At 71.1% G+C, this 19189-nt stretch carries 21 protein-coding genes; 4 read left to right on the top strand and 17 right to left on the bottom strand.

Features of this window, described 5'->3' with window-relative positions; all coding sequences use genetic code 11:
- Nucleotides 1–50: 50 nt before the first annotated feature.
- From cspE to ACTHM3_RS08080, 9 genes are all read right to left on the bottom strand, one after another.
- Nucleotides 51–254: a transcription antiterminator/RNA stability regulator CspE gene (cspE, locus tag ACTHM3_RS08120; RefSeq protein ID WP_440405611.1), complete on the bottom strand. Its 204-nt coding sequence runs from the start codon at nucleotides 252–254 to the stop codon at nucleotides 51–53.
- Nucleotides 255–364: 110 nt separating this feature from the next.
- On the bottom strand, nucleotides 365–1054 hold the full coding sequence (locus ACTHM3_RS08115) for a response regulator (RefSeq protein WP_440405610.1): 690 nt from the start codon (nucleotides 1052–1054) through the stop codon (nucleotides 365–367).
- Nucleotides 1054–3543 carry an ATP-binding protein gene (locus tag ACTHM3_RS08110; protein ID WP_440405609.1) on the bottom strand — a complete coding sequence of 830 codons (2490 nt, stop codon included), beginning with the start codon at nucleotides 3541–3543 and terminating at the stop codon, nucleotides 1054–1056. The genes ACTHM3_RS08115 and ACTHM3_RS08110 overlap by 1 nt, the downstream gene beginning before the upstream one ends.
- A 15-nt stretch (nucleotides 3544–3558) precedes the next feature.
- A complete protein-coding gene (kdpC, locus tag ACTHM3_RS08105; protein WP_440405608.1) occupies nucleotides 3559–4152 on the bottom strand; it encodes a potassium-transporting ATPase subunit KdpC in 594 nt (197 codons plus the stop codon).
- 24 nt (nucleotides 4153–4176) lie between these two features.
- Complete coding sequence (gene kdpB, locus ACTHM3_RS08100) at nucleotides 4177–6294, bottom strand: potassium-transporting ATPase subunit KdpB (RefSeq protein ID WP_440405607.1); 2118 nt, start codon at nucleotides 6292–6294, stop codon at nucleotides 4177–4179.
- Nucleotides 6295–6298: 4 nt separating this feature from the next.
- A complete protein-coding gene (kdpA, locus tag ACTHM3_RS08095) occupies nucleotides 6299–7987 on the bottom strand; it encodes a potassium-transporting ATPase subunit KdpA (protein WP_440405606.1) in 1689 nt (562 codons plus the stop codon).
- On the bottom strand, nucleotides 7987–8076 hold the full coding sequence (locus tag ACTHM3_RS08090; RefSeq protein WP_440405605.1) for a potassium-transporting ATPase subunit F: 90 nt from the start codon (nucleotides 8074–8076) through the stop codon (nucleotides 7987–7989). Before ACTHM3_RS08090 ends, kdpA begins: the two co-directional genes overlap by 1 nt.
- Complete coding sequence (locus tag ACTHM3_RS08085; RefSeq protein ID WP_440405604.1) at nucleotides 8073–8201, bottom strand: hypothetical protein; 129 nt, start codon at nucleotides 8199–8201, stop codon at nucleotides 8073–8075. Before ACTHM3_RS08085 ends, ACTHM3_RS08090 begins: the two co-directional genes overlap by 4 nt.
- A complete protein-coding gene (locus ACTHM3_RS08080; protein WP_440405603.1) occupies nucleotides 8179–8718 on the bottom strand; it encodes a DUF6611 family protein in 540 nt (179 codons plus the stop codon). Before ACTHM3_RS08080 ends, ACTHM3_RS08085 begins: the two co-directional genes overlap by 23 nt.
- Before the next feature lie 136 nt (nucleotides 8719–8854).
- Between ACTHM3_RS08080 and ACTHM3_RS08075 the strand changes: the two genes are divergently transcribed.
- Nucleotides 8855–10750 (top strand): amino acid transporter, encoded by a 1896-nt coding sequence (locus tag ACTHM3_RS08075; RefSeq protein WP_440405643.1) that lies wholly within the window; start codon nucleotides 8855–8857, stop codon nucleotides 10748–10750.
- A 30-nt stretch (nucleotides 10751–10780) separates the two neighbouring features.
- Here ACTHM3_RS08075 and ACTHM3_RS08070 read toward each other — a convergent pair whose 3' ends face one another.
- The 5 genes from ACTHM3_RS08070 to ppgK all read right to left on the bottom strand — a co-directional run bounded on the left by ACTHM3_RS08070 (nucleotide 10781) and on the right by ppgK (nucleotide 14647).
- Nucleotides 10781–11551 (bottom strand): ABC transporter permease, encoded by a 771-nt coding sequence (locus ACTHM3_RS08070; RefSeq protein WP_440405602.1) that lies wholly within the window; start codon nucleotides 11549–11551, stop codon nucleotides 10781–10783.
- Nucleotides 11548–12339 carry an ABC transporter ATP-binding protein gene (locus tag ACTHM3_RS08065; protein WP_440405601.1) on the bottom strand — a complete coding sequence of 264 codons (792 nt, stop codon included), beginning with the start codon at nucleotides 12337–12339 and terminating at the stop codon, nucleotides 11548–11550. Before ACTHM3_RS08065 ends, ACTHM3_RS08070 begins: the two co-directional genes overlap by 4 nt.
- A gap of 32 nt (nucleotides 12340–12371) precedes the next feature.
- Nucleotides 12372–13208 (bottom strand): DUF4097 family beta strand repeat-containing protein, encoded by an 837-nt coding sequence (locus ACTHM3_RS08060; protein WP_440405600.1) that lies wholly within the window; start codon nucleotides 13206–13208, stop codon nucleotides 12372–12374.
- 74 nt (nucleotides 13209–13282) lie between these two features.
- Complete coding sequence (locus ACTHM3_RS08055; protein WP_440405599.1) at nucleotides 13283–13810, bottom strand: histidine kinase; 528 nt, start codon at nucleotides 13808–13810, stop codon at nucleotides 13283–13285.
- Nucleotides 13811–13885: 75 nt separating this feature from the next.
- Complete coding sequence (gene ppgK / locus ACTHM3_RS08050) at nucleotides 13886–14647, bottom strand: polyphosphate--glucose phosphotransferase (RefSeq protein ID WP_440405598.1); 762 nt, start codon at nucleotides 14645–14647, stop codon at nucleotides 13886–13888.
- Between the two features lie 50 nt (nucleotides 14648–14697).
- Here ppgK and fgd point away from each other — a divergent pair, with 50 nt between their 5' ends.
- Nucleotides 14698–15705 (top strand): glucose-6-phosphate dehydrogenase (coenzyme-F420), encoded by a 1008-nt coding sequence (fgd, locus tag ACTHM3_RS08045; RefSeq protein WP_440405597.1) that lies wholly within the window; start codon nucleotides 14698–14700, stop codon nucleotides 15703–15705.
- Here fgd and map read toward each other — a convergent pair.
- Nucleotides 15702–16571: a type I methionyl aminopeptidase gene (map, locus tag ACTHM3_RS08040; RefSeq protein WP_440405596.1), complete on the bottom strand. Its 870-nt coding sequence runs from the start codon at nucleotides 16569–16571 to the stop codon at nucleotides 15702–15704. The two genes, fgd and map, sit on opposite strands and share 4 nt — an antisense overlap.
- An 11-nt stretch (nucleotides 16572–16582) precedes the next feature.
- Here map and ACTHM3_RS08035 point away from each other — a divergent pair, with 11 nt between their 5' ends.
- A complete protein-coding gene (locus tag ACTHM3_RS08035) occupies nucleotides 16583–16762 on the top strand; it encodes a methionine aminopeptidase (RefSeq protein WP_440405595.1) in 180 nt (59 codons plus the stop codon).
- Nucleotides 16763–16775: 13 nt separating this feature from the next.
- Here the strand turns inward: ACTHM3_RS08035 and ACTHM3_RS08030 are convergent, their stop codons facing one another.
- On the bottom strand, nucleotides 16776–17594 hold the full coding sequence (locus ACTHM3_RS08030) for a DUF72 domain-containing protein (protein ID WP_440405594.1): 819 nt from the start codon (nucleotides 17592–17594) through the stop codon (nucleotides 16776–16778).
- 120 nt (nucleotides 17595–17714) lie between these two features.
- On the opposite strand from ACTHM3_RS08030, the gene ACTHM3_RS08025 reads away from it, so the two are divergent.
- Entirely contained in the window at nucleotides 17715–18197 is a 483-nt protein-coding gene (locus ACTHM3_RS08025) for a hypothetical protein (protein ID WP_440405593.1), read from the top strand.
- A 19-nt stretch (nucleotides 18198–18216) separates the two neighbouring features.
- On the opposite strand, the gene panB is transcribed toward ACTHM3_RS08025, so the two are convergent.
- Complete coding sequence (panB, locus tag ACTHM3_RS08020; RefSeq protein ID WP_440405592.1) at nucleotides 18217–19035, bottom strand: 3-methyl-2-oxobutanoate hydroxymethyltransferase; 819 nt, start codon at nucleotides 19033–19035, stop codon at nucleotides 18217–18219.
- Nucleotides 19036–19189: the final 154 nt, after the last annotated feature.

Raw genomic sequence — 19189 nt, 5'->3', positions numbered from 1 at the left:
AACGACGACGCGCCGCCCCCGGAGGAGCGGCGCGTCGGTGGTCCGTGGTGTCAGACCGCGGTGATGTTGGAGGCCTGCGGGCCCTTCTGGCCCTGCGTGACCTCGAACTCCACCCGCTGGCCCTCGTCGAGGCTGCGGTAGCCCGAGGTCTGGATGGCGGAGTAGTGCGCGAACAGATCCTGCGATCCGTCGTCGGGGGTGATGAAGCCGAAACCCTTTTCGGCGTTGAACCACTTGACGGTTCCAGTGGGCATGCGTACTGCTTTCTATTACTGTCCCGACGGTTCCGGAACTGTTAGGCCCCGACAGTAGCGCACACCACCCCACGTTCGGAGGCCGGGCGGGGAAATTCACCGAACCGAAATCAATTCCCGTCACCCGGATCGGGTGCGAAGCGGTAGCCCATGCCCGCCTCCGTCAGCAGGAACCGGGGCGAACCGGGCTCCGGCTCCAGCTTCTTGCGCAGCTGCGAGAGGTAGAGGCGCAGGTACCCGGTGTCGGTCGTGTACTGCGGCCCCCACACCTCGGTGAGCAGCGTCTCGCGGGTCACGAGCCGGCCGGGATGCCGCAGCAGCACCTCGAGCAGGCGCCACTCGGTCGGTGTGAGGCGCACGGTCTGACCGGCCCGGGTGACGACCCGGGACGCGAGATCGACGACGACGTCCCCGAACTCGACGACGGGGGTCTCGGGCGCGGTGGGCGCGCGGCGCCCGAGCGCGCGGATGCGGGCCAGCAGCTCGTCGGCCGCGAACGGCTTGGTGACGTAGTCGTCGGCGCCGGCGTCGAGCGCCTCCACTTTGTCCCACGACTCCGTGCGGCCCGAGACGACGAGGATCGGCACCTGCGTCCAGCCGCGGAGCGCCTCGATCACCTCCACGCCGGTCAGCCCGGGCATCCCGAGGTCGAGAACCACGATGTCCGGATGCGTGCGGGTCGCCGCGTCGAGCGCGGCGCGGCCGTCCGAGGCGACGGTGACCTCGTAGCCGCGCGCGGTCAGGGTGATGCGGAGGGCGCGCAGGATCTGCGGGTCGTCGTCGGCGATGAGGACGCGCATCAGGGCCTCCGTCCCGTCGTCGCGGGGAGCTCGATCACCATCGTGAGCCCGCCGCCGGGGGTGTCCTCGGGTTCGAGGGTGCCGCTCATCGCCTCGACGAAACCCTTCGAGAGGGCGAGGCCCAGCCCGATCCCGAGGGTGTTGTCGGTGTCGCCGAGGCGTTGGAAGGGCACGAAGACATCCTCGCGCCGCTCGGCCGGGATCCCTGGCCCCGCGTCGATGACCCGCAGCTGCACCCGGTCGCCGAGCTCGCTCGTCGCGACGACCGGGGGGTGGCCCGCGGGCGCGTAGCGCATCGCGTTCGAGAGCAGGTTCACGACCGCGCGCTGCAGCAGCACCGGGTCCGCCTGCACGGGAGCGACCCGGGTCAGCTCCAGCTGGATGTCGCCGGGTGCGAGTCCGAGCTCGTCCAGCGCCCCGCCGACGACGTCGTCGAGCGCGACGGTGCGGGACGCGACGCCGAGCACACCGGCCTGCAGTCGGCTGACGTCGAGGAGGTCGGTCACCAGGGTTCCGAGAGCGCGCAGGCTCTCGTCGGCCGTCTCCAGCAGCTCGGCGCGGTCCGCCCGGCTGAGCCGGACGTCGGGGGAGCGCAGGGAGGTGACGGAGGCCGTCGCGGCGGCCAGCGGTCGACGGAGATCGTGCCCGACCGCCGCCAGCAGGGCGCTCCGGAGTCGGTCGGCCTCGGCGATCGGACGGGCCTCCTCGGCCTCCTCCGTCAGGCGTCGCTGAAGCAGCGCGGCCTCGACCTGGGAGGCGAACGCTCCCAGTACGCGGCGGTCGGAGGCGTCGAGCACGCGCCCGCGGAGCACCAGCTCGGCCTTCTCGCCGAGCGGAAGCACGGTCTCCTCGTCGCCGTCGCGTGCGATCGAGGGGTCCGCCGACGCCGCGGCGATCTCGTCGCCCTGCCGCACCTGGACGCTCGCGAGGGCGAACGCCTCGCGCAGCCGCCCGACCAGCACGTAGAGGGCGTCGCCGCCGCGGATGACGCTGCCGGCGACCGCGACGAGCACCTCCGCCTCGGCGGAGGCGCGCGCGGCGACCGTCGCGCGGCGGGCCGCCTGGTCGACGACCACGCTCACGAGCGCCGCGACCGAGACGAAGATCACGAGCGCCAGGGCATGGAGCGGATCTGCGATGCGGACGACGTAGAGCGGCGGCAGGAAGAAGAAGTCGAGGAAGAAGCCGGCGGCGATCGCCGCGACGAGCGCCGGCCAGATGCCGCCGATGAGGGCGACCACGACGACCAGGAGCTGGAACAGCAGCACGTCCGTCGTGATGGTCTGGTCGCTGCGGAACAGCGCCAGGAGCGCGGTGAGGAGCGGGAGCCCCGCCACGGCGACGATGAGGCCCACGATCCGGCGCCGGACCGAGAGGGCCCCGTTCAGCTTCGGGAGGCCGATGCGGCCCGCCTGCGCGTGCGAGACGATGTGCACGTCGATGTCGCCGGCGAGGCGGATGACGCCCTGCGAGGTCCCGGCACCCCCGAGCAGTGCCCGCAGGCGCCCGCGTCGGCTCACCCCGATGACGAGCTGGGTGGCGTTGACGCTCCGGGCGAATTCGACGAGCGCCTGCGGCACCTGCTCGGCGACGAGCTGGTGGAAGGTGCCGCCGAGGGTCTCGACGAGGGCGCGCTGGGCGGCGAGGATGCCCGCCCCGGGACGTGCGAGGCCGTCCGGGCTCGTGACGTGGACCGCGTAGAGCTGGCCTCCGCCCGAGCGCTGGGCGATGCGCGCCCCGCGGCGCAGGAGGGTATCGCCTTCGGGGCCGCCGGTCAGCGCGACGACGATGCGCTCCCGCGCCTCCCACGGAGCCGAGATGCCGTGCTCAGCGCGATAGGCGCGGAGCGCGCTGTCGACCTCGTCGGCGAGCCAGAGGAGCGCGAGCTCGCGCAGCGCGGTGAGGTTGCCGAGCCGGAAGTAGTTGCTGAGCGCCGCGTCCACCCGCGCAGCGGGATAGACGACGCCCTGGGACAGGCGGTCGCGGAGCGCCTGCGGCGCCAGGTCGACGAGCTCGACCTGGTCGGCGTCGCGGAGCACCGCGTCGGGGATCGTCTCGCGCTGCGGGACCCCGGTGATCTGCTGCACCACGTCGTTGAGCGACGCGATGTGCTGGATGTTGACGGTCGAGATGACGTCGATGCCGGCGTCCAGGAGGGTCGTCACGTCTTCCCAGCGCTTGGCGTGCCGGGAGCCGGGCGCGTTGGTGTGGGCGAGCTCGTCGACGAGCGCGAGCTCCGGCGCACGCGCGAGCACCCCGTCGAGGTCCATCTCGTCGAGCGCGACCCCGCGATGCGCGACCTCCACGCGCGGGAGCACCTCGAGCCCGTCGAGGAGCGCGGACGTCGCGGCGCGGCCGTGCGTCTCCACGACCGCGACGACGACGTCGCGACCCTCGCTCTGCAGCCGTGCGCCCTCCTCGAGCATCGCGTAGGTCTTGCCGACGCCGGGAGCGGCGCCGAGCATCACCCGCAGACGACCGCGCTTCATGGGTGCAGTCTGCCGCTACTTCAGCTGCGAGAGCGCCTGATTGAGCTCCACGACGTTCACCACGGGCTCCCCGATGTAACCGAGGGTCCGGACCTCGACGTGCTGCTCGACGAGGGCGCGGAGGCTCGACTCCGAGATGCCGCGCTCCTGCGCCACCCGGGGCACCTGCAAGAGGGCGTAGGCCTCGCTGATGTCGGGGTCGAGCCCCGACCCGGAGGCCGTGACCGCGTCGGCCGGGATCTGCGCCTTCGTCACGCCGTCGAGCTTCTCGATCTGCGACTGCCGGGACGTGATCGCCTTGATGAGGTCGGGGTTCTCCGGGCCCCAGTTGGAGCCGGAGGACGCGCTCGCGTCGTATCCGGTGCCGGCCGCCGACGGGCGGGACTGGAACCACTGGGGGAGCGGGTTGCCCTTCTTGTCGGTGAAGGACTGCCCGATGAGCGACGACCCGACGACTTCGCCGGACGGGTTCCGCAGGAGCGACCCGTTCGCCTGGCTCGGCATGGCCAGACCCGCGAGCCAGATGACACCGGGGTAGAGGATGCCGAGGACGATCGTGAGGACGATCATGGCGCGGATCGCGGTCCATGCCTGACGGCTGAGCTTCATGGTTCTGTCTCCTTGGTCCGGGCTTCAGAACCCGGGGATGAGCGTGACGACGAGGTCGATGATCTTGATGCCGATGAACGGCGCGATCAGGCCGCCGAGGCCGTAGATCAGCAGATTGCGGCTGAGGATCTGGGAGGCGGCGCGGGGCTTGTACTTCACGCCGCGCAGCGCGAGCGGGATCAGGAACACGATCACCAGCGCGTTGAAGATGATCGCGCTCAGCACCGCCGACGCCGGCGAGTGCAGCTGCATGATGTTCAGCACCGCGAGCCCGGGGAACACCCCCGCGAACATGGCCGGGATGATGGCGAAGTACTTCGCGACGTCGTTGGCGATCGAGAACGTGGTGAGCGAGCCGCGCGTGATGAGCAGCTGCTTGCCGATCCGGACGACGTCGATGAGCTTCGTCGGGTCGGAGTCGAGGTCGACCATGTTGCCGGCCTCCTTCGCGGCGGAGGTGCCGGTGTTCATCGCGACGCCGACGTCCGCCTGCGCGAGCGCGGGGGCGTCGTTGGTGCCGTCGCCGGTCATGGCGACGAGGTTGCCGCCCTCCTGCTCCTTCTTGATGAGCGCGAGCTTGTCCTCCGGGGTCGCCTCGGCGAGGAAGTCGTCGACGCCCGCCTCGGCCGCGATCGCCTTCGCGGTCAGCGGGTTGTCGCCCGTGATCATGACGGTCCGGATGCCCATGGCGCGCATCTCGGAGAAGCGCTCGCGGAGGCCCTCCTTGACGACGTCCTTGAGGTGGATGACGCCGAGCACGCGACCCTCGCCCTGCGCGTCCTTCGTCGCGACGACCAGCGGGGTGCCGCCCGACTGCGAGATCCGCTCCACGATCTCGGCGAGGTCGCGCGGCTCCTCGCCGCCGATCCATGCCGCGACGCTGGACCCGGCGCCCTTGCGGATCTGGGATCCGTCGGCCAGGTCGAGGCCCGACATGCGGGTCTGCGCGGTGAACGGGACGATCTCGGCGCCTGCAGGCACGTCGACGGCGCCGCCGGCGAGCTCGACGACGGAGGTGCCCTCCGGCGTCGGGTCGGCGAGCGACGAGAGCCGCGCCGCCTGCACGAGGGCGTCCTGGGCGATGTCGCGCAGCGGCACGAAGGCGGTGGCGCGTCGGTTGCCGTAGGTGATCGTCCCGGTCTTGTCGAGCAGCAGCGTGGTGACGTCACCGGCTGCCTCGACGGCGCGGCCGGACATCGCGAGCACGTTGTGCTGCACGAGCCGGTCCATGCCCGCGATGCCGATCGCGCTCAGCAGGGCGCCGATCGTGGTGGGGATCAGGCAGACGAGCAGTGCGATCAGGATCACGATCGTGGTCGCGCCGTGCAGGTAGTCGGCCATCGGATTCAGCACGAGCACGACGACGAGGAAGACGATCGTGAGGCTCGCGAGCAGGATGTTGAGCGCGATCTCGTTCGGGGTCTTCTGCCGGGCGGCGCCCTCCACGAGCCGAATCATCCGGTCGACGAACGTCTCGCCGGGCTTCGACGTGATCGTCACCACGATGCGGTCGGAGAGCACCCGGGTGCCGCCGGTCACGGCGCTCCGGTCGCCGCCGTGCTCGCGCACGACCGGCGCTGACTCGCCCGTGATCGCCGACTCGTCGACGCTCGCGATGCCCGCGATGATGTCACCGTCGCCCGGGATGACCTCACCCGCGGTGACGACGACCACGTCGCCGAGCTTGAGCTCCGACGAGGCGATCTCGCCGAGCTCCGCGCGCAGGGCCTCGGGGTCGCCCGCGGCGTCGTACCGGAGCACCTGATGGGCCAGTGTGGAGGTGCGCGTCGCGCGCAGCGACTGCGCCTGTGCCTTGCCGCGCCCCTCGGCGACCGACTCCGCGAGGTTCGCGAACAGGACGGTGAGCCAGAGCCAGATCGCGATGCCGGCGCTGAAGCTCGGGGCCAGCCGGCCCGCGCTCGAGACGGGCACGTTCATGAAGGGTTCGGCGATCGCATAGACCGTCGTGAGGGCGGCTCCGACCTCGACGACGAACATGACGGGGTTGCGCCACATCAGCCGCGGGTCGAGCTTGCGGACGGTGCCGGGCAGCGCCTGGACGACCTGCGCCCAGGAGAGGGCGCCGCCACGGCGGCTCCCCTTGCCCGACGGGGCCGGCGTCTCGGTGGTGACGGTGGTCATGGCGTTACTTCAGTCCTTCTGCGAGGGGTCCCAGCGCGAGCACCGGGAAGTAGGTGAGAGCGGTGACGAGCAGCGAGGTGCCGATGAGCATCCCGACGAACAGCGGGCGGTGGGTCGGCAGGGTGCCGGCCGTGACCGGGACCCTGTCCTGCTGCGCGAGCGAGCCGGCGAGGGCGAGCACGAACACGATCGGCACGAACCGGCCGAGGAACATGGCCACCCCGAGCGCCGTGTTGAACCACGGGGTGTTCGCCGTCAGCCCCGCGAACGCCGAGCCGTTGTTGTTCGCGGCCGAGGTGAACGCGTAGAGAACCTCGCTCAGCCCGTGGGAGCCGGGGTTCCAGATCGACGTCTTCTCGACGTCCTGGCGGACCCCGGGGATCGCGAAGCTGAGGCCGGTCCCGAGCAGAACCAGGGTCGGCGTGGTGAGGATGTAGAGGCTGGCGAGCTTCATCTCGCGCGGTCCGATCTTCTTGCCGAGGTACTCCGGCGTCCGACCGACCATGAGGCCGGCCACGAAGACCGCGATGATCGCGAGGATGAGGATGCCGTAGAGCCCGGATCCCACGCCGCCGGGCGCGACCTCGCCGAGCATCATGTCGGTGAGGGTCACCGCCCCGCCGAGCGCGGTGTAGCTGTCGTGCATCGAGTTCACCGCGCCGGTCGAGGTGAGCGTCGTCGACGATCCGAAGATGGTCGAGAGCGCGATGCCGAAACGATCCTCCTTGCCCTCCATCGCCCCGCCCGCGAGCCGCGGCGCGGTGCCGGAACCGGCGATCTCCGCCCAGAAGAGCAGGACGTTCGAGACGATCCAGAAGACGCCCATCGTGGCGAGGATCGCCGTGCCCTGCCGCCGGTCGCCGATCATCCGGCCGAACGCGCGCGGCAGCGCGAACGGGATCAGCAGCAGCAGGAAGACCTCGAAGAGGCTCGTCCACGCGGAGGGGTTCTCGAACGGGTGCGCGGAGTTCGCGTTATAGAACCCGCCGCCGTTGGTGCCGAGGAGCTTGATCGCCTCCTGCGAGGCGACCGGGCCGCCCGGGATCACGCCCTTGGCTCCCGCGACGGTGGTGATGTGCTGGAACCCGGCGAAGTTCTGGATCACGCCGCCCGCGAGCAGGATCACCGCGGCGACGACCGAGAGGGGCAGGAGGATCCGCAACGTCGCCCGGGTCAAGTCGACCCAGAAGTTGCCGATCGTTCCGGTGCGGCGCATCGAGAACCCGCGGATCAGCGCGACGGCGACGGCGATGCCGACGGCCGCCGAGACGAAGTTCTGCACCGCGAGCGCGATGAGCTGCACCGTGTAGCCGAGCGTGGTGTCGGGCGAGTACGACTGCCAGTTGGTGTTCGTGACGAAGGACACCGCCGTGTTGAACGACAGGGACTCCCCGGGGGTGCCGAGGCCGAGCGACCAGGGAAGCCACGTCTGCAGGCGCTGGACGAGGTAGACGAGCAGGATGCCGACGAGCGAGAAGACGAGCACCGAGCGCAGGTAGACGCCCCAGCTCTGCTCCGCGTCGCCGTCGGCGCCGATGATGCGGTAGAAGCCGCGCTCGACCCGCAGGTGCTTCGGGCTCATGAAGACGCGGGAGATGTAGTCGCCGAGCGGGATCTGCAGGAGCACGAGCGCGACCGCGAGGGTCAGCAGCTGCGCGCCGAACAGGAGCCACTCGGTTCCGCCGGGCGCCATCAGAACTTCTCCGGTCGCACGAGGGCGACCACGACGTAGCCGATGGCGGCGATGGCGAGCAGGGCGGCGATGATCGTGAACGCGATCACAGCTTCTCGACCCCCTTGGCCACGAGGACCACGAGAGCCGTCAGCGCGAGGATCGCGACGACGTAGACGATGTCGAGCACGTGACGAGTGAACGCCGCCGCATCATGCCCGATGGCGATCCTCACGGAACCCTGACGCCGCCCGGCGGGATCCTGACGGCTCGTCGGCGAGGCGGGCGTAGATCCGCCACCAGCCGGCTTCGTACGCGACGGGATCGAGCGCCGCGCGGTCCAGGCGCTCGAACGCCGCGACCGCCTCGCGGATCGCACGGACGTCGCCGAGCTGTTCGGCGTCGCCGGCCATCCGGTACTCGGCGGCGGAGATCCGCAGGGTGGTCCGGGCGATCCGGCGGGTTGCGCGCAGGACGAGGAGGGTGCTCGCGATGTAGCCGGTGACGACGCACGAGGTGAGGCGCAGCGGACCGACGTGACCGGCGCCGGCGACGAGCACCAGGAAGCCGAGGAGCGCGCCCGCCGCGGGCCACGCCAGGCGCAGTCGCATGAGTCGCCGGCCGGTCGCATCGACGCCGGGCGGCAGCACCATGAGCCGGTAGGTGCACCAGGCCCCGCGGGCGGCGACGCCCACCTGGAACTCCCCCCAGGGATGAGGACCGTCGAGGACGCGCGAGACCAGCCGCCGCATGCCCCGATGCTGCGCGCGGCGGGGCGGGGGAGCGCCGATCCTGACGGAATCCTGACGCGTGCGCAGCGGATCCGCACGGAACCTCCGTCAGGATGGTCGGGTGAGCTCCGAGCGACGTCGCGCGCGATCCTGGCTGATGCGCGACATGGCGGCGACCGCCGCGCACGACGGGCCGCACGTCGAGAACGTCGGTCACACGCATCCGTGGTGGCGGGTCATGACCCTGACGGGCGTGGACTACTTCTCGACCCTCGGCTACCAACCCGCCATCGCGGCGGTGGCGGCGGGGCTCCTCTCGCCGCTCGCGACGATCGTGCTCGTGCTGCTCACCCTGCTGGGCGCACTGCCCGTCTACCGCCGCGTCGCCCGCGAGAGCCCGCGCGGCGAGGGATCGATCGCCATGCTCGAACGGCTGCTGCCGTGGTGGGGCGGCAAGCTCTTCGTGCTCGTGCTGCTCGGGTTCGCCGCCACCGACTTCATGATCACGATCACGCTGTCGGCGGCCGACGCCTCCGCGCACGCGATCGCCAACCCGTTCGCGCCGTCCTGGCTGCACGGCCAGAACATCGCCGTCACCCTGGTGCTCGTGGCCCTGCTGGCGGCCGTCTTCCTCAAGGGCTTCCGCGAGGCGATCGGCATCTCGACGGTGCTCGTCGCGGTCTACCTCGCCCTGAACGCCGTCGTCATCGTCGTTGCGCTGGCGCACGTGGGCGGGCATCCCGTGCTGGTGCAGGACTGGTGGGGCGCTCTCACCCGCCAGAACGCGAATCCGTTCATCATGGTGGGGATCGCGCTCCTGGTGTTCCCGAAGCTCGCGCTCGGGCTCTCCGGGTTCGAGACCGGGGTCGCGGTCATGCCGCAGATCACGGGGCGGCCCGACGACGACCCGCACACTCCCGCCGGGCGCATCTCGGGGGCGAAGAAGCTGCTCACGACGGCCGCCGTCATCATGAGCGCCTTCCTCATCACCTCGAGCTTCGCCACGACCGTGCTGATCCCGCAGAAGGAGTTCAAGCCGGGCGGCGCCGCCGACGGCCGTGCCCTCGCGCTCCTCGCGCACGACTACCTGGGCCCGGTGTTCGGCACCGTCTACGACGTGAGCACCATCGCGATCCTGTGGTTCGCCGGGGCGTCGGCGATGGCGGGCCTGCTGAACCTCGTGCCGCGCTACCTGCCCCGCTACGGAATGGCGCCGCAGTGGGCGGCCGCGGTCCGACCGCTCGTGCTCGTCTTCGGGGTGATCGCGGTCGTCATCACCCTCGTGTTCCGCGCCGACGTCAACGCGCAGGGCGGGGCCTACGCGACCGGCGTGCTCGTGCTCATCACCTCCGCGACCGTCGCCGTGTGGCTGTCCGCGCTGCATCGACGGAGCCGGGTGGGCATGGTCGTGTTCGCGATCGTCGCGCTCGTCTTCGCCTACACGACGGTCGCGAACATCATCGAACGGCCGGACGGCGTGCGGATCGCGGCGCTCTTCATCCTCGGCATCATCGTCGTGTCGGTGGTGTCGCGCGTGCAGCGCTCGTTCCAGCTGCGCGCACGGAGCGTCACGCTCGACGCGCAGGCCCTCGACTTCGTCACGGAGGACGCCGACGAATTCGGTTCGATCCGCGTGATCGCGAACGAGCCCGACGCGGGCGACGCCGCCGAGTACGTGCAGAAGGCGGCCGACGAGCGGCGCGACTCCGGGATCCCGCAGCGCTCGCCGGTGATCTTCCTCGAGGTGCACCCCGCCGACTCCTCCGACTTCGAGGAGGACCTGGTGGTCGAGGGGCGCGCGACCGAGGGGTTCCGCGTGCTCCGCGTCGAGAGCGGCAACGTGCCCAACACGATCGCGAGCGTGCTGTTCGAGATCCGCGACCGCACCGGGGTGGTGCCGGACGTCTACTTCGAGTGGACCGAGGGGAACCCCGTATCGAACATGCTCCGCTACCTCATCACCGGCATCGGCGAGGTGGCGCCCATCACGCGCGAGGTGCTCCGGCGCGCCGAGCCGCGGCGCGAGCGCCGGCCCGACGTGCACGTGAGCTGACCGCGAGGAACGCGGGCGGGACCTCGAGCGCTAGCTGATCCGCCGGCGGTAGATCACCATCGAGATGATGTAGGCGACCACGAGGAGACCGACCATCCAGGCGAGGGCGATGCCGATCTCGCCGCCCACCGGCCGCTGCTCGAAGATCGCGCGGATCGTGTTCACGATCGACGTGACCGGCTGGTACTCCGCGAACGCGCGGACCGGCCCCGGCATCGAGGCGGTGGGTACGAAGGCCGAGCTGATGAACGGCAGGAAGATGAGCGGGTAGGAGAACGCGCTCGCACCGTCCACGGACTTCGCGGTCAGGCCCGGGATCACGGCCAGCCAGGTGAGCGCCAGCGTGAACAGCGTCACGATGCCGACGACGGCGAGCCAGCCGAGGATCCCGGCGCCGGTCCGGAAGCCCATGAGGAGCGCGACGCCGACGACGAGCGCGAGCGACACCAGGATCGAGACGATCGAGGTGACGACGTGCGCCCAGAGGACGGAGGATCGCGCGATCGGCATCGACTGGAACCGCTCGAAGATCCCGCCCTGCATGTCGAGGAACAGCCGGTACGCCGTGTACGAGATGCCGGAGGCGATCGTGATGAGCAGGATGCCGGGGAGCAGGTAGGCGACGTAGCTGCCCTTGCCGGCGCCGGACCCGGTGTCGATCGCGCCGCCCAGGACGAACACGAACAGCAGCAGGAACGCGATCGGCATGATCGCCGTGGTGATGATCGTGTCGGGGCTCCGCACGATGTGGGTGAGCGACCGGCCGGTCAGGGCCGCCGTGTCGCGCAGGAAGCGGGTCATCTCGTCTCTCCGTTCGTGGTGTCGGTGTGCTCCTCGGTCTCCTTCTCCCCGGTCAGGGCGAAAAAGACCTCCTCGAGGCTCGGCTGCTTCTCGACGTACTCCGTGGTCGCCGCCGGCAGCAGCGCGCGGAGCTCCGCGAGGGTGCCGTCGACGATGATCCGACCGCGGTGCAGGATCGCGATCCGGTCGGCGAGCTGCTCCGCCTCCTCGAGGTACTGGGTGGTGAGCAGCACCGTGGTACCGCCCCGGGCGAGCTGCTTCACGGTGTCCCAGACCTCGTTGCGGGCCTCGGGATCGAGGCCCGTGGTCGGCTCGTCGAGGAGGATCACCGACGGGTCGCCGATGAGGCTCATGGCGATGTCGAGCCGGCGCCGCATCCCGCCCGAGTAGGTCGCGACCTTGCGGCCGCCGGCCTCCGTCAGCGAGAACCGGGCGAGGAGCCGGTCGGCGATGGCGCCGGGATCCCGCTGGGCGCGCAGTCGCGCGATGAGCACGAGGTTCTCGCGGCCGCTCAGCTTCTCATCGACCGCGGCGAACTGCCCGGTCAGGCTGATCGCCTCGCGGACGGCGGCGGGACTCGACGCGACGTCGTGCCCGTCGACGACCGCGGAGCCGGCATCGGCCTTCAGCAGCGTCGACAGGATCCGGATCATGGTGGTCTTGCCGGCGCCGTTCGAGCCGAGGAGGGCCACGATGCTGCCCTTCTCGACCGCGAGGTCGACGCCGCGGAGCACGTGCAGCTGCGTGAACGACTTCTCCAGGCCGCGCACGTCGATGACGCTGGTCATGCGGTTCTCCTTCGGTGATGGTGGATGCCGCGTCAGGCACGGCGGATGATGACGTCCGACCAGTCGGTCTGCAGGTGCAGCTCGACCGTGCGATCGGTGGAGGCGGCGGCCGGATCGGGCGTCAGCTCGTTGCGGACGGCACCGTGCTTGGATGCGGCGTCCACCCACGCGGCGACACCGCCCGGCACGCCGACCTCGATCTCGGCGTAGCCGTTCTCGAGCTGCAGCACCCCGCCCTCGGCGGAGCGGATCCGGATGGCGCCGTGCGCGCTCCGGGCGGTCACGTCGGCGAGCGTGCGGTCGATCGTGAGCGGGCCCGACGTGCTCGCGTCGACGGCGCCGCCGGCCTCGCCGAGCTCGATCGTCCCGTGCGCCCCGCGCAGCCGGGCGCTGCCCGCGACCCGGCCGATCCGCACGTGCCCGTGCCCGGCGGTCACGTCGAGCGTGCCGGTGACGGCCGTGATCTCGGCGGTGCCGTAGGGCGTCGAGAGCACGAGATCGCCCACCTCGTCGGCCGTGACGTTGCCGTACTTCGCGGTCAGCCGGCTCGCGCCGAGCGCGCCCCGGAGGCGCAGGGAGCCGTAGTTGTTCTGGGCGACGACGCGGGAACCGGTCGGCAGCTCGACGCGCACGTCGACGGAGTCCGACTGGCCGAACAGCGTGATGCGGCGCGGGACGCGGACACGGAGTCGGCCGCCGTCGAACGAGACGGTCGACTCGCGGGCGAGCGACTCGTCGCCGGCGCGACCGGGGTGGGTGGGCAGGAGCTCGGCGACGACGTCGGCGCGGTCCGAGGCGACGATGTCGAGCGAGCCGATGCTGACCTCCAGGTCGGCGTCGACGGGCGCGGTGACGGCGAATGCGGGCATGGCGGTACCTCCAGGTGGGCGTGACGGATCGATCCCGCCGGCATCCGGCGGAATTGAGGGGTGGGGGCGACGCGCTACCGGACCCAGCCGGTGAAGCGGTCTCCTGTGCGGCCGGAGCTGATGGTGATGCGCGTGCTCCGCGGTTCGGTGGGGGACGGGGCGTCGAGGGCGGCCGCGATCGCGCGGACCATCCAGGAGTTCACGGACATCCCCGCGTCGGCCGCAGCGCGCTCGACGCGCGCCTTGAGCTGGTCGGGGAGCCGGAGCGTGGTGCGGGAGCTGACGGTGTCGTCGAGGGGATCGGGGGCGTCGGCCGGCGCGACGTCGGTCGGCGGGGGCGTCGGCGCGACCTCCGTGGTGCCGGGGCGGGTCACGACGAGCTCGGGATCGCGGCCGCGGAGTCGCACGTCGACCGAGCCGGGGGCGAGCTCGCGGGTGATCTCGCCGGCGGCGTCGCTCAGGGCCTCGAGCAGGACCAGTCGCGCAGCGGCGTCGAGCGAGGTGCTGAGCCGCTCGGCGAGGGCACGGGCGTCATCGCCGCCGGTCTCGGCGGCCGCGGCGAGCTGGGCGCGGAGGTCGGTGACGTAGCGATCGAGGTCCATGACACCAGTGTGACACCACATTGGTGTCAACGCAAGCACCAGTGACACCACGTGGTGTCACGGCGTCCCTCCGACTCAGGCGGCGTCGGCCTTGTCGCCCGCGAGCGCGGCGGCGCCGAGGATCCCGGCGTTGTTCAGATGCACCGCCGGCACGATCTCGGGGCGCAGCTTCAGCAGCGGCAGGAAGTCGTCGGCGTGCTTGGAGACGCCGCCGCCCACGATGATGAGGTCGGGGGAGAAGAGCGCGTCCACGGTGTCGTAGTACTTCTGCAGGCGCTTCGCCCAGTGCTTCCAGTCGAGGTCCTCCCGCTCCATCGCCGAGTACGCCGCCTTCTTCTCGGCGTCGTGCCCGTCGACCTCGAGGTGGCCGAGCTCGCTGTTGGGCACCAGCTGACCGTTCCAGAGCAGCGCACTGCCGATGCCGGTGCCGAGGGTGGTCAGGATCACGAGACCGTCGCGCCCCTTGGCCGCGCCCCAACGCACCTCCGCCACGCCCGCGGCATCCGCGTCGTTGACGAACACGATGTCGCGCTGGAGCGCCGTCTCGAACAGCTGCTCGGCCTTCAGCCCGATCCACTTCTTCGACACGTTGGCGGCGGACATCGTGACGCCGTGCAGGACGACGGCCGGGAAGCAGACGCCGATCGGGACCTCGCTGGCCACGTCGCCGAATCCTTCGACCATCTGCGAGACCGCCGCGATGATGTCCTCGGGTTCGCCGCCCTTGGGTGTCGGCACCTTCACCCGATCGGTGATCAGCTCGCCGGCGTCGAGGTCGACCACCGCGCCCTTGATGCCCGTGCCGCCGATGTCGATGCCGATGGCCCTCGTCGTCATGAGTCCATCCTGTCAGCGTCGGGAGGCCGCCGACGCGTAGCGTGAGCCCTGTGACAGGTTCGCGTCCCCTCAAGTTCGGATACAAGGCGTCGGCGGAGCAGTTCGGACCCTCGGAGCTGCTGCGCTACGGCGTGCAGGCCGAGGAGCACGGCTTCGACTCGGTGTTCGTCAGCGACCATCTGCAGCCGTGGCGGCACGACGGCGGGCATGCCCCGGCCGCGCTCCCGTGGCTGGGGGCGCTCGGTGCCGCGACCTCGCGCATCGTGATGGGCACGAGCGTGCTGACCCCGAGCTTCCGGTACCACCCCGCGGTCGTGGCGCAGGCGTTCGCGACCCTCGGCGAGCTCTATCCGGGGCGCGTGATCCTCGGCGTCGGCTCGGGTGAGGCCATGAACGAGAAGCCGCTCGGGATCGACTGGCCGGAGCAGAAGGAGCGCTTCGCCCGCCTCAAGGAGGCCGTCGACCTCATCCAGACCCTGTGGCGCGAGGACCGCGTCGACTACCAGGGCACCTACTACTCGACCGAGCGCGCGACGATCTACGACAAGCCGGAGGTCGAGGTCCCGATCTACATCGCCGGCGCCGGCCCGGCCGCGACGCGGCTCGCCGGCCGGATCGCCCGGGGCTGGATCACGACGAGCGGCAAGGGACGCGAGCTGTACGTCGACACCCTGATCCCGGCGCTCGAGGAGGGCATCGACAAGGCCGACCGCGAGGACGCCGAGGTGGACCGGCTCCTCGAGGTCAAGGTGTCGTTCGATCACGACCTTGAGCACGCCGCCGAGAACACCCGGTTCTGGGGCGCGCTCGCCCTCACGCCGGACGAGAAGACCGGCGTCGAGGACCCGGTGGAGATGCAGCGGCTCGCCGACGCGCTCCCGGTCGAGCGGACCGCGAGTCGGTTCATCGTCTCGGACGACGTCGAGGAGCACACCGCGCGCATCCGCGAGTACGTCGACATGGGTTTCACCCACCTCGTCTTCCACGCGCCCGGGCCCGATCAGGAGCGCTTCCTCCGCCTCTACGGCGAGGAGATCCTCCCGGCGCTGCGCAGCTAGGGCAGGGTCAGGATCTCGGTCCCCGTCTCGGTGACGAGGATCGTGTGCTCGAACTGGGCGGTGAGCGCGCGGCTACGGGTCGCCACGGTCCAGTCGTCCGGCCAGAGGTCCCAGGAGGAGCTCCCGTCGAGCGTGAGCATCGGCTCGACCGTGAAGACCATGCCCGGCTCGATGGCCGTGTCGTACGCGGGCGCGGCGTCGTAGTGCGGGATGACAAGCCCCGTGTGGAACGCGCGCCCGACCCCGTGACCCGTGTAGTCGCGCACGACCCCGTAGTCGAAGCGCTTCGCGTAGCTCTCGATCGCGCGTCCGATGACGTTCACCTCGCGGCCCGGAGCCGCGGCGCGGATGCCACGCATCATGGCCTCGCGCGTCCGCTCGATGAGCAGGGCGGCCTGGGCCGACACGTCGCCCACGGGGTACGCCGCGCAGAGGTCGCCGTGCATGCCGTCGACGTAGGCGGTGACGTCGAGCTTCACGACGTCGCCCTCGAGGAGCGCGGTGTCGTCGGGGATGCCGTGGCAGATGATCTCGTTGACCGAGGTGCAGCTCGACTTGGGGAATCCGCGGTAGCCGAGCGTGGAGGGGTAGGCCCCGTGCGCCACCAGGTACTCGTGCACGATCGCGTCCAGCCGATCGGTGGTGACCCCCGGCGCGATCGCGGCGGCGGCGACCTCGACGGCCTGGGCGGCGATCCGAGCGGCGTGTCGGATCCGCTCCACCTCCTCCGGGGAGTACAGATTGCCGACGCCGCGCTCGTCGGGCTCCGCCTTGCCCACGTATTCCGGACGGGGAATGAAGGCGGGCACCTCGCGGTGCGGTGAGATGCGGCCGGGGACGAGGTGACCGGCGGTGTCGCGGGGCATACGCTCACCCTATGAGCGACGCCGACGCCGAGAAGCACTGGTGGTACAACAACAAGACCGGTGAGGTCGAGGAGGGCCCGCAGTCGCTGGGGGTCGACCGCGACGGGCCGTACGCGTCTCGCGAGGAGGCCGAGCGCGCTCCGCAGATCGCGCAGGAGCGCGCGGCGAAGTGGAACGCGGAGGACGACTGACTCCGCGGCGCGATCACCGGCGCAGGCGCTCCAGCAGCGACATCGCGTCGAACGGCGACCGCACCTTCTGGTCGTTGTCGAAGTACACGTACACGTCGCGGTCGTGGTCGAGGTGGTCGCGCGTCCATTCCTCCCAGGTGTCGAGTCCCGCCTCGTCGTAGCCGCTCGTGTACAGCTCCTTGTCACCGTGCAGCCGGGCGTAGGCGAAGTCGGCGGTGACCCAGTCCAGCATCGGCCAGCGTCCCGCGCTGTCGCCGAGCACCATCGCGACGCCGTGCGCCTGCAGCTGATCCGCGAACCGCTGGTCGTCGAACGAGTAGTCGCGGACCTCGATCGCGTGCCGGACCGGCCGGTCGGCGTCGGTCCCCAGGTGCTCCCGGTCCTTCATGCGCTCGACGCCGCGGCCCTTCGCGACCTGCACGGCCTGGCTCGTCGTGTGCGGCAGGAGCGCCAGGAACGCCTCGATCACCTCCGGGTCGTACACGAGGTTCGGTGGCAGCTGCCAGAGGATCGGCCCGAGCTTCGGGCCCAGCGCGAGCACGCCCGACGCGTAGAAGTTCGCGATCGGCTCCTCGATGCCGTTCAGCCGCTTGATGTGGGTGATGAACCGCGGCGCCTTCACCGCGAAGAGGAAGTCGCTCGGCGTCCCCTCGCGCCACGAGATCCAGCTCGACGGCTTCTGCAGTGAGTAGAACGAGCCGTTGATCTCAATCGACGAGACGTGATGCGACGCGTAGTCGAGTTCGTCGGCCTGCCGCAGTCCCTTCGGGTAGAACACGCCGCGCCACGGCGCGTAGGTCCAGCCGGACATGCCCACCCACGCGCGCGCCATGCGCTCAGGCTACGCGCGGGACCCGTTCGGGGGCTCCCGCTGTGCCCGCACGGAGATGAGGATGGGTCGATCGGGAGGGGGGCCATGGGACGACATTCCGCACCGGAGTCCGGGGCCGCCATGGCAGGAGGATCCGTAGCACCCGCATTCGCCGCGCCGGTCACGTTCCCGGTTCCGACGGCAGTCGCGGCGTCGTCGATCGGCACCCCGCCGCCGCCCGACCCGTGGACGCTCCGCTCGGCGGACGCGCTCCCGGCAGCGACCCGGCCGGGTCCGTCGCCGGGGTGGGCGCACGGCTATTCCGTGGTCGCACCACCGAGCCGTGATCGCTTCACCGCGGTCAACCTGGTCGTACCGACCCAGCAGTCGCTGGGGCCGCGCGCGCTCATCTGGGGGATCGTGTCGCTCGTCCTCAACGTGATGCTCGTACCGAGCATCTTCGCGATCGTCTGGGGGGCATTGGGCGTCGCCCGGATCCGGCGGCTGCGGGAGGCCGGCGTCCAGGCGTCCGGGCGCGGGACCTCTATCGCGGGCATCGTGCTCGGGGGCCTGGGGATCGGGATGTCCGTGGTCTGGGCGCTGGTGGTCCTCCGCCTGCGCTGATGCACGGCGAACCGGGTCGTCAGTCCTCGTACGAATGGGCCTCGTCCGGGTAGGCCCCGGATGCGACGTCGGCGATGTACGCCCTCGCGGCGCCGTCGAGGATCTCGGCGAGCTCCGCGTACTTCTTGACGAACTTCGGGATCCGTCCGGTCGTGAGCCCGGCCCAGTCGGTCCAGACCAGGAGCTGGCCGGTCGTGTGCGGGCCGGCGCCGACGCTGATGGTCGGGATCGAGAGCTGCTCCGTCACCTGACGGGCGGCCTGGGCGGGGACCATCTCGAGCACGACCGCGAACGCGCCCGCGGCCTCGACGGCGTGCGCGTCGGCGAGCAGCTGCTCGACGCCCTCACCCTGTCGGCCCTGGATGACGTGGCCGCCGAGCCCGTGCTCGCTCTGCGGCGTGAAGCCGATATGCGCCATCACCGGGATGCCGGCCGCCACGATCCGCCGGATCTGCTCCGCGGAGCGCACCCCGCCCTCGAGCTTGACGGCGTGCGCGCCGGTCTCCTTCATGAACCGGAACGCGGTGTGGAGCGCCTCGTCGGGTCCCGTCTCGTACGAGCCGAACGGCATGTCGGCCACGACCAGAGCGCGCTGGACGGCGCCGGCGACGGCACGCGTGAGCGGGATCAGCTGGTCGACCGTGACGGGCAGCGTGGTGTCGTAGCCGAGCACGTTGTTGCCGGCCGAGTCGCCGACGAGGAGGAAGTCGATCCCGGCCCGGTCGAAGATCCCGGCGGTGAGGGCGTCGTAGCTGGTCAGGCCGGTGATCGGGATGCCCTGCTCCTTCGCGTTCTGGAAGTGCCGGGTGCGGACCCGCTTGACGACGCCATCGGCCATGCGACGAGCCTACCGACGCCGCCGACCCGCCGTCCGGGGCATCCGGGCACGGCACCCCGGAACGAATGACGGATCGCGCACCGCGCTCGCGGAACGAATGGCGGAGGTCCGCGCCCGCGTCACCGATGCGAGCGCGTTGTCACGGGGAGTCCGC

Origin of the sequence: Pseudolysinimonas sp., assembly GCF_051954455.1 — a bacterium.
Lineage (GTDB): Bacteria > Actinomycetota > Actinomycetes > Actinomycetales > Microbacteriaceae > Pseudolysinimonas.
Note: the sequence above shows the minus strand (reverse complement) of the source record. Positions and strands in the feature narration are given on the sequence as shown.